The organism is Brevundimonas sp. (genome assembly GCF_032017145.1).
In the GTDB taxonomy this organism is placed as follows: Bacteria; Pseudomonadota; Alphaproteobacteria; order Caulobacterales; family Caulobacteraceae; genus Brevundimonas.
In genome coordinates this window covers 1-9,206 of sequence record NZ_DALZQC010000124.1, presented here as the reverse complement: position 1 = coordinate 9,206, position 9,206 = coordinate 1, and the positions used below count along the sequence as shown (strand labels likewise).

Annotated in this window: 9 protein-coding genes; 5 read left to right on the top strand and 4 right to left on the bottom strand. The window is 67.6% G+C overall.

Translation table 11 applies throughout. The features are described 5' to 3' along the window. Nucleotides 1–376: hypothetical protein (locus tag RTU05_RS15635; RefSeq protein WP_312599264.1), on the bottom strand; the 376-nt coding region annotated here is incomplete at its 3' end. A 151-nt stretch (nucleotides 377–527) separates the two neighbouring features. Here RTU05_RS15635 and RTU05_RS15630 point away from each other — a divergent pair. Then, nucleotides 528–791, top strand: a complete 264-nt coding sequence (locus RTU05_RS15630) for a hypothetical protein (protein ID WP_312599263.1) — start codon at nucleotides 528–530, stop codon at nucleotides 789–791. 13 nt (nucleotides 792–804) lie between these two features. Here RTU05_RS15630 and RTU05_RS15625 read toward each other — a convergent pair whose 3' ends face one another. Both RTU05_RS15625 and RTU05_RS15620 read right to left on the bottom strand, forming a co-directional pair. Next, entirely contained in the window at nucleotides 805–2,277 is a 1,473-nt protein-coding gene (locus RTU05_RS15625; protein WP_312599262.1) for a HAMP domain-containing sensor histidine kinase, read from the bottom strand. Beyond that, the gene (locus RTU05_RS15620; protein WP_312599261.1) at nucleotides 2,274–3,023 is read right to left on the bottom strand and encodes a TVP38/TMEM64 family protein; all 750 of its coding nucleotides are present in this window, start codon (nucleotides 3,021–3,023) and stop codon (nucleotides 2,274–2,276) included. The genes RTU05_RS15625 and RTU05_RS15620 overlap by 4 nt, the downstream gene beginning before the upstream one ends. 126 nt (nucleotides 3,024–3,149) lie before the next feature. Here RTU05_RS15620 and rpmH point away from each other — a divergent pair, with 126 nt between their 5' ends. Genes rpmH through yihA form a run of 4 tightly spaced genes read left to right on the top strand, consistent with a single transcriptional unit; the run spans nucleotide 3,150 to nucleotide 6,163 of the window. Further along, nucleotides 3,150–3,284, top strand: coding sequence for a 50S ribosomal protein L34 (gene rpmH, locus RTU05_RS15615; RefSeq protein WP_003164000.1), 135 nt, complete (start codon nucleotides 3,150–3,152; stop codon nucleotides 3,282–3,284). Nucleotides 3,285–3,315: 31 nt separating this feature from the next. Beyond that, a complete protein-coding gene (gene rnpA / locus RTU05_RS15610; RefSeq protein ID WP_292020209.1) occupies nucleotides 3,316–3,720 on the top strand; it encodes a ribonuclease P protein component in 405 nt (134 codons plus the stop codon). Next, a complete protein-coding gene (gene yidC, locus RTU05_RS15605; protein ID WP_312599260.1) occupies nucleotides 3,717–5,513 on the top strand; it encodes a membrane protein insertase YidC in 1,797 nt (598 codons plus the stop codon). Before rnpA ends, yidC begins: the two co-directional genes overlap by 4 nt. Beyond that, nucleotides 5,510–6,163: a ribosome biogenesis GTP-binding protein YihA/YsxC gene (gene yihA, locus RTU05_RS15600; RefSeq protein ID WP_312599259.1), complete on the top strand. Its 654-nt coding sequence runs from the start codon at nucleotides 5,510–5,512 to the stop codon at nucleotides 6,161–6,163. The genes yidC and yihA overlap by 4 nt, the downstream gene beginning before the upstream one ends. 278 nt (nucleotides 6,164–6,441) lie before the next feature. Here the strand turns inward: yihA and RTU05_RS15595 are convergent. Then, nucleotides 6,442–9,206 (bottom strand): pitrilysin family protein (locus tag RTU05_RS15595; protein WP_312599258.1); only part of this gene is annotated, 2,765 nt, incomplete at its 5' end.

The following is a 9,206-nucleotide window of genomic DNA, read 5'->3' as shown; positions in this document are numbered from 1 at the left end:
GCGTGGCCTCGGCGGCGGCGCGGGCCTGCTCCTCGCCCTGGCGGACGGCGATCTCGTGACGCGCCAGGGCGGCCTCGTAGTCCAGGCGGGCGTCGGCGTCGGCCTTGTCGGCCAGGGCGTTCTGTGCCGCGATCTCGTCGTTCAGGGCCCGGGTGGCGCGCAGCTCCTCTTCGGTCTGTTTGTCGTCGCCGGCGCGATGATAGGCTTCGCCGCGCGCCTTCAACAGGGCGTCGCGATCCGCCGGATCGGGCAGGGCGCGCTGATCGCGATAGGCGTCCGCTCCGGCATAGGGTCGGGTCTGGGACGCGGTCTGGGCCAGGGTCGGCGACGCCGCGACGGCCAGGACCAGAACCAGAAGCGAGGGGCGAAGGGTCATCATCTACTCCTTGATGGAAGGCCGCCTGAACGAGCAGCTTGGCCATATCCTGTCTGAGGGGACAACGCCGCACGCACGAAAAGGTGGCGCGCCGCGCCGCTTCGCGGCATGGTCGGCCAGAGCCTTACCGACATCCGATCAGAGACGACGCATGATCCTGAGCACCTCGTCCGGCGACTTCCCCATTCCCGCCGAAGTCGCGCGCCGACTGCCCAATGTGCCGGCCCTGCCGGATCCGGCGGCGACCGACGCAAGGCTGCAGATCGAGGATTTCCGCCACTGGCTGGACGCCTCGCCCGAACACGCCATCGACTATGAGCGGCTGCGGCGCTGGCATCTGGTGCAGGAGGAGCTGGCCGCCCAGGCCAAGGCCGAGAACCGCGCCTTCGTCGTGTCCGACGACGGACTAGAATAGACGCAACCGGCGCTCAGGACGGCAGACGCAGTTCGAAGACCGCCCCTGCCCCATCCGCCTCGACCAGCCTCAGGTCCCCGCCGTTCAGGGCCGCCAGCTCGCGCGAGATGGTCAGGCCCAGGCCCGTGCCGTCAGACGTCTTGGAGCTGACGAAGGGTTCGAACAGGCGTTCGGCCAGGCGCGGTGGAATGCCCGGCCCATCGTCGGCGATGCGGACCACGCAGAAACCGTCGTCGCCGAAGGCGCTGACGGTGATGGCGCCCCGGCCGCGTCGCTGGGGCGGACGGCCGGGATCAGCCTCGATGGCCTGACGGGCGTTGCGCATCAGATTGACCAGAATGCGATACAGCTGGTCAGGGTCGGCCTCCACCGCGAACCGCGCCGGCAGTTGTTTGACCAGCCGCACGCCGTCGGGGTCCAGCCCGGCGTCCTCGGCCGCCAGGGTCAGGGCCTTGGTCAGGACGACGCGAGTCTTCTGCGGCGCCGGCTCCTCGCTCTTGCCGTATTCCAGCACGTTGCGCGACAGGCTGGCGGCGCGGCTCAGGGCCCGCTCAAGCCGCGGCAGGGCCTTGGCGACCTGGGGGTCGGCGGACGACGCCAGCCGGTCCGACGCCATCTGGGCCGAGGTCAGCATGTTGCGCAGGTCGTGGTTGATCTTGGCCACCGCCTCGCCCAGCGCCACCAGACGCGCGCGAGAGCGCAGCGAATGGCGCACCTCCTCCTGCATCCGGCTCAGCTCGCGCTCGACCCGGCCGATCTCGTCGTGCCGGTCGGACGGGGTCTCGGCCTCGCTTTCGGGGTCGGCGGCGAACCGCTCCATCGACCGGGTAACCCGCCGCAAGGGGCGCAGGACCAGAAGCGCCAGACCGCCATAGAGCAGCGCCCCCGCCGTCGCCGAGATCAACAGCGACACCAGAAGGCTGTTCAGCAGAAACGCCTTCAGCTCCAGTTTCAGCGGCTGGGCCGGGGTGACGATCTCGATGAAGTCGCCCGAGCGATAGCGCGGCTTGGCCTGGACGCGCAGCGAACGGTCGGGGTGGCCGAACAGGGTGCGCCAGGGGTCGGTCAGCCGCGCCCAGCTGTCCTGCTGGCGCAGGTCGATCAGTTCGGGCGCGCGCGGCAGGTTGGGGGCCTGCAGCAGCAGGCGCCGCACCCCCTGTTCGGTCAGGGCCACGGCCTGGACCCCGCCGATCCGCATCAGTTCGGCCGCCGTGTCGTCCTCCACCGCGCTATAGGGCAGGGCCTCGACCCCGACCGAGGCCAGTTCGGCGGCCTGCAACCGGTCGCGCAGCCAGCGCTCGTGGAAGGCCGCCAGGTTCGGCCCCATGATCAACGCCTCCACCGCCAGGGTGAAGGCCGCCGTCAGCAGCAGCAGCCGCGCCGAAAGGCCGTCGGGCGCGCGCGGGGTCAGGCGTTCGCGCCATGTCGCCGCCTGTTCGGGCGACAGGTTCAGCCGCGCGGCGATCCGGTCGAACAGGGCGCTCATGACGGCGTCTCCGCGATCCGCCGTGCACGGATCATCTGGAAAAGCTTGATGCCGATGGGCAGCAGCAGCGACAGGAAGACCACCCCCATCAGCGGCCAGAAGAACTGGTGCAGCAGCAGCGGCAGGTCCGGCCGCACGCCCGCGCGCAACAGGTCGCCCAGTTGCGATCCGATCCAGGTGTAGATGAAGGTCGAGGGCAACAGGCCGACGAAGGTGGCGATGATGTAGGGCCTGAGCGGCACGGCCATCATCCCCGCCGTGGCGTTGACCAGGACGAAGGGCACGCTGGGGATGATCCGCAGGGTCAGGAGCGTGGTGAAGGCGTTGCGGTCGATGCCCTTGGCCAGCCGATCCATGAAGCCGGCGTCCGCCTCGAATTTGGCGCGCAGCCAGGTGCCGATCGAGGTGCGATAGACATAATAGATGACGACCGAGCCGATGGTGGCCCCCGTCGACTGGGCCAGGGCGCCGACATAGGGGCCGAACATCATTCCGCCCAGCAGGGTCAGAAAGACCGGCCCCGGAATGGTCGAGGCGGTGGCCAGGGCGTAGACGGCGATGAAGGCCGCCAGCGCGATCCACCAGTGATCCCGGGCATAGGCCTGAAGGTTCAATCCGTGTTCGCGGATCAGATCCATCGACAGATAACGGTTCCAGCCCAGGGCGAAGAAGGCGACCACCAGGCCGGCGATGGCCACGAGCGGCGCCAGCCGCAGGGCCCACTCCTTCGCCGTTCGTTTCGCCATAGGTCCGTCATTCCCGAATTGCCGACCGAGCGTTGACTCGCGCGATCATGCGACTTATACGCCCGCCCTTCCTGCGGCGGACGCCTCTTGCCCCGTCGCCCAACCTTTTAACGTCAGGAGCCGACCGTGAAGCGGACCTATCAGCCGTCGCGACTCGTGCGCAAGCGCCGTCACGGCTTCCGCAGCCGGATGGCCACCAAGAACGGCCAGAAGATCGTTGCGCGCCGTCGCGCCAAGGGCCGCAAGCGCCTGACGGCGTAAGCGGCTTATCGCGTCCCGGTCTTTCGGACGCATGAGCGACCCTTTACAGATCAAGCGTCTGTTGCGGCGGCCCCAGTTCCTGGCGGCCGCCAAAGGCGTTTCAGAGGCGCGCGGCGCCGTGGTGATCCAGCGGCTGGATCGCGGCGACGGTTCGCCGCACATCGGCCTGGGCTTCACCGCCACCAAGAAGATCGGCGGGGCTGTGGTTCGCAACCGCGCCAAACGCCGTCTGCGCGAGGCCGCGCGGGCCATGCTGGCCCATCACGGCGTGCCCGGCAGCGACTATGTCTTCATCGCCCGGATGGGCACGACGGAGCGCGCGTGGGACCGTTTGCTTGACGACGTGAAATCCACCCTTACAAGGCTGGCGACACCCAAGGCGGACAAGCCTTCGCCCGCCCGCGCCCCTTCCGGCCAGGACCGCCAGATTCCATGAAAAACGAGAACACGCGCAACACGATCACCTTCATCGTGTGCTCGGCCCTGATCATGGGGATCTATTATTTCGCCGTCCTGCGTCCGCAGGCCGAGCGTCGGGCGGTGCAGCAGCAGGCGCACGCCGAACAGTCGCAGACGGCCGAGAACGCCGCCCGCACGGCGCTGAGCCCGCACGGCCCCACCTTCGTCACCGACCGCAGCCAGGCGCTGAGCAGCGCCGCGCGGGTGCCGATCCAGTCGGGCACGCTGAAGGGCTCGCTGTCGCTGCAGGGCGGGCGGATCGACGACCTGTTCCTGACCGACTATCGCGAGGTTCAGGACAAGCCCCAGCCGGTGGAGCTGTTCCGCCCGCAGGGGATGCAGAACGCCTATTTCGCCCAGTTCGGCTGGACCGGCCCGAACGTGGCCGGCGGCGTGCCGGGGCCGAACACGGTCTGGCGCCTGACCAACGGCTCGACCCTGACGCCGACGACGCCGATCACCCTGACCTGGGACAACGGCCAGGGCCTGCGCTTCACCCGCGTCATGTCGGTGGACGACAAATACGTCTTCTCGATCCAGGACACGGTCCAGAACCTGGGAACCCAGGCCATCACCATCGCCCCCTACGGCAGCGTCCAGCGCCAGGGCGTGCCGCCGGCGGCCGGCTCCTCCCACATCGTCCACGAGGGCGCCATCGGCACCTTCGGCAAGCCTGGCGACTATCGGACCGAGCAGAAGAAGTACAAGGACTGGCTGAAGGAGCCCCGCATCGAGAACGCCTCGACCGGCGGCTGGCTGGGCATCACCGACAAATACTGGCTGGCGGCCCTGCTGCCCCAGCAGAACGAGGCGGTCGAAACCGAATTCCGCGTCCGCGGCGAGGGCGCCGGCCAGCAGCTGGAAGCCAATCTGCTGGGCACGACCCGCACCGTCCAGCCCGGCGCCACCGCGACCGAGACCCAGCGCCTGTTCGCCGGGGTCAAGCGCGCCGAGGTGCTGAAATCCTATGAGCAGAGCCTGAACCTGCCGCGCTTCGTCTATGCGATCGACTGGGGCATGTTCTGGTTCCTGACGCGCCCGATCTTCTGGATCCTGGAGAACGTCTATGGCCTGGTCGGCAGCTTCGGCGTGGCCATCCTGGCGCTGACCGTCATCGTCAAACTGGTCATGTTCCCGCTGGCGAACAACGCCTACGCCTCGATGTCCAAGATGCGGAACCTCCAGCCCAAGATGGAGGAGATCAAGAAGAAGTTCAAAGACGACCCGCAGAAGCAGCAGCAGGAGACGATGGCCCTGTATCAGCGCGAGAAGATCAATCCGGTCGCCGGCTGTCTTCCGCTGGTGCTGCAGATCCCGGTCTTCTACGCCCTGTACAAGGTGCTGACCGTCACCATCGAAATGCGTCACCAGCCGTTCCTGGGCTTCATCCACGACCTGTCGGCGCGCGATCCGTCGTCGATCTGGAACCTGTTCGGCCTGATCCCGTGGGATCCGTCGATGGCGCCGCTGATCGGCGGTTTGTTGGCCGGTCCGCTGCACCTGGGCCTGCTGGCCATCGCCTACGGCCTGACCATGTGGCTGCAGACGGCGATGAATCCGCCGGCGGCCGATCCGGTCCAGCGTCAGATCTTCCAGTTCATGCCGCTGATCTTCACCTTCATCATGGCGCCGTTCGCGGCGGGCCTGTTGATCTACTGGGCCTGGTCCAACGTCCTGACCATTCTGCAGCAGTATGTCATCATGCACCGCTACAAGGCCGAGAACCCGATCGACGCCTTCTTCGCCCGCTTCAAGAAATCGCCGGCGTGATCGAAGAGACCGAGTTCACGCCCGAGGACATCGAGGCCGCGCGCATCCTGTTCGCGCGGCCCGCGACCTTCGTCATGGGCGCGGCCAAGATCGAGCAGCTGCCTGATCCCGACCTGCCCGAAATCGCCTTTGCCGGCCGCTCCAACGTAGGCAAGTCCAGCCTGATCAACGGGCTGGTCGGCATGCACAAACTGGCCCGCGCCTCCAACGAGCCGGGCCGCACGCGCGAGGTCAATTTCTTCGATCTGGACGGCAAGCTGCGCCTGGTCGACCTGCCGGGCTATGGCTGGGCCAAGGCGTCCAAGACCACGGTCAAGAAGTTCCAGGACCTGGGCCGCGACTATCTGCGCGGCCGGGTGACGCTGAAGCGGGTCTATCTGCTGATCGACAGCCGCCATGGGCTGAAGAGCGTGGACACAGAGGCGCTGGATGCGTTGGATTTAGCCGCCGTCAGCTATCAGATCGTCCTGACCAAGGCTGACAAGCTGAAGAAGGGCGAGGGCGAGAAGGTGCAGGCGGCCACGCTCAAGGCCATCTCCAAACGCCCCGCCGCCTTCCCGGTGGTGGCCCTGACCTCCTCCGAGAAGGGCCTGGGCCTGCCCGAACTGCGCGCCGAGATCATGCGCACGACCGGCGCGACCCTGGACTGATTTTTCGTCATCTCGCGACGAGTCGTTTGTAGCTGCGAGATAGCGATAGAAGACGGTTCATCACAACGGACACGGCGATCTCACGACGAGCACGGCGGCGAACGGTTTCGTCGTGTCCGTGGTGAATCCGTTGTGATCGCTGTGATGCATTCGACCCATTACAGGCCCGCCGATGCGGGAGAACGCTGACCGGGAAGAAATGTTCAACGCTGAAACAGCCAAAGAAAAAGGCCCGGAGATCGCTCTCCGGGCCTTCGTCGTTTCGGTCTGCCGTCGCCTTATTGGGCTGCGGGCGCCGCCGGGCGGACCTCGACCGGAATGCCCAGGGCGTCCAGCTGCGGCTTGACCACCGAGGCGTCGCCGACCACCACCCAGACGAACCTGGACGGGTCGATGGCGGCCTTGGCGGCGGCGTCCAGTTGGGCTGCCGTCAGGGCATTGGTGCGCGCCGCGACCGTCTCGGGATAGTCGTCGGGCCGACCCAGCAGATCGTTCTGACGCATGGCCCCCAGCACCGCCGACGACGTCTCGTAGCTGCCGGCCAGACGACGGGTGTTGCCGTTGATCGTGCGTTGCAGCTCTTCGGCCGTCACGCCCTTGCCGCCCGACAGGAAGTCCTTGAACTGCTGGTTCAGGGCCTCGATGGCCGGGCCGGTCTTGTCGGCCTGGACCGGGGCGGTCACCAGATAGGGCACGCGCCCGGCGAACGGATTGACCGAGGCGTTGACGCCGTAGGACCAACTCTTGGTCTCGCGCAGGTCGGTGTTGATGCGCGACAGGAAGTCGTTGCCGAGCACATTGTTGGCCGCGTTCAGCACCAAAAGATCATCCTTGCCCGAAACGCCCAGGACCTCGCCGCCCATGATGTAGGACTGGGGCGACTGCGGACGGTCGATCAGCACGATCTTGGGCGTCGCGGCCGGGATGGGGGCCGAGAAGTCCTTGACCGGCTTGGCCGACGCCGGCGGGACCCACTGGCCGAAGGCGGCGTCCAGGATCGGGGTCACTTCGGACAGCGGCTTGTCCGAGACGATGAAGATCTTGGCGTTGTCCGGCCGAATCCACTTGGCGTAGTCGGTGCGGATGTCCGCCTCGGTGATCGCCTTGACGCTGGCCTCGTCGCCGGCGCCGCTGAACGGACGGCCGTAGGGGCTGTCCGCGCCATAGATCAGCTCGGGCAGGGCGCGGCTGGCAAGGGCCGCCGGCTGGGTGCGCTCGGCGGCGATGCGCGACAGGCGAGTGGCGCGCAGACGCTCCAGCTCGGCCGGGGCGAAGGCGGGACGGCGCACGACGTCGGCCATCAGGGCCACCGATGGCTGCAGGTTCGGCGTCAGGGCCGACAGCTGGATCAGCGAGCTGTCCATGGTCGCGCCGGTGGTGATTGTGGCGCCCAGGGCCTCTTGCGCCTCGGCCAGCTGGGTGGCGTTCAGCGTCTGGGTGCCCTCGTCCATCAGGTCCAGCATCAGGGTCTGCAGACCCAGTTTGGCCCGGTCGTCGGCCGCCAGACCCGCGTCGAAATCGATGGCGATCTTGGTGGTCGGGGTGGCGTCGCGATGGGCGTAGATCACCTCCATGCCGTTCGACAGACGGGTGCGCTCGACCGCCGGGAAGTCGACGTTGGCGACTTGGCCGATCTCGGGCTTGGCCATGCGCGGCTTGCGCTCGATTTCCGGCGCCGGGGTGCGGTTGGCGCCGGACGGGGAGGCGGCCGCCTCCTGATAGGCTTCGCGCTGGCCGGGCAGGGTGGTCAGCGTATAGGCCGGGCGGGTCAGCCATTTCTGCATCGCGGCCTGCACCTGGGCCGGGGTGACGGCGGCGTAGGCGGCCAGCTGCTTCTTGTAGAACTCGGGATCGCCGGCATAGAGTTGACCCTCGGCCAGCGCCGTGGCCTTGCCGCCGAAGCCGCCGACCTGTTCCAGGCCCTGGATGCGGCGCGACGCATATTGGGTGACGACGCGGTTGATCTCGTCCTGGGTCGGACCATTGGCGATCAGCCCGTTCAGGATTTCACGCATGCGCGCCTCGACGGCGGCCGGGTCTTCGCCGGGCTTCACCATGGCGCTCATCTCGAAGATGCCGACCCGGTGGAAGTCGCTGTTGTTGGCGCTGACCGAGACGGCGGTCTGTTCGCCGCGCACCAGTTCATTGTCCAGGCGCGAGGAGGCCAGGCCGCCCAGCACTTCGGCGCCGACGCTCAGAGGCGCCGAGTCGGGATCCAGCATGCCTGGGACCGCCCAATTCACCCAGACGCGGGCGTTGGAGACGCGATCGTGAGACGTCTCGTTGATCGGCGCCGCCAGGGTCGGCACCGACGCCTGGGCCGGATTGTTGACCGGGCCGCGCGCGATAGGGCCGAAATATTTCTCGGTCAGTTCGCGCGCCTTGGCGGGGGTGATGTCGCCGGCCAGCACCAGGACCGCATTGTTCGGGCCGTAGTTTGAGGTGAACCAGTCGCGGACCGTCTGCATCGAGGCCGCGTCCAGGTCGGCCATCGAGCCGATGGTGGTGTGGCGATAGGGGTGGCCTTCGGGGAACAGGGCCTCCAGCCGCTTGTACTGGCTCAGGCCATAGGGCTGGTTGTCGCCCTGACGCTTCTCGTTCTGGACGACGCCGCGCTGCAGATCCAGCGTCTCCTGGCTGATGGCGCCCAGCATGTATCCCATGCGGTCGCTTTCCATAAACAGGGCCTGTTCCAGCGCCGGGGTCGGGACCGTCTCGAAATAGTTGGTGCGGTCGAAATAGGTGGTCCCGTTCATGTCGGTCGCGCCCATGTTGCGCATCGGCGTGAAATAGCTGCCGGGCGCATTTTCCGAGCCGCCGAACATCAGGTGTTCGAACAGGTGGGCGAAGCCGGTCTTGCCGGCCGGCTCGTCCTTGGAGCCGACATTGTACCAGACGGACACGGCGACGACCGGCGCCTTGTGGTCCTCGTGGACCAGGACGGTCAGGCCGTTGTCCAGGGTGAACCTGGTGTAGGGGATGTCCACGGCGGCGACCAGGTCGGCGACCGGCGCGGCGCGCGGGGCGAGCGCGGCGGCCTGGA

Excerpts from the sequence above, each read along its gene's own strand:
- RTU05_RS15630 (WP_312599263.1), top strand. The coding sequence starts at position 528 with ATGATCCTGAGCACCTCGTCCGGCGACTTCCCCATTCCCGCCGAAGTC.
- RTU05_RS15620 (WP_312599261.1), bottom strand. The coding sequence starts at position 3,023 with ATGGCGAAACGAACGGCGAAGGAGTGGGCCCTGCGGCTGGCGCCGCTC.
- RTU05_RS15625 (WP_312599262.1), bottom strand. The coding sequence starts at position 2,277 with ATGAGCGCCCTGTTCGACCGGATCGCCGCGCGGCTGAACCTGTCGCCC.
- rnpA (WP_292020209.1), top strand. The coding sequence starts at position 3,316 with ATGAGCGACCCTTTACAGATCAAGCGTCTGTTGCGGCGGCCCCAGTTC.
- yidC (WP_312599260.1), top strand. The coding sequence starts at position 3,717 with ATGAAAAACGAGAACACGCGCAACACGATCACCTTCATCGTGTGCTCG.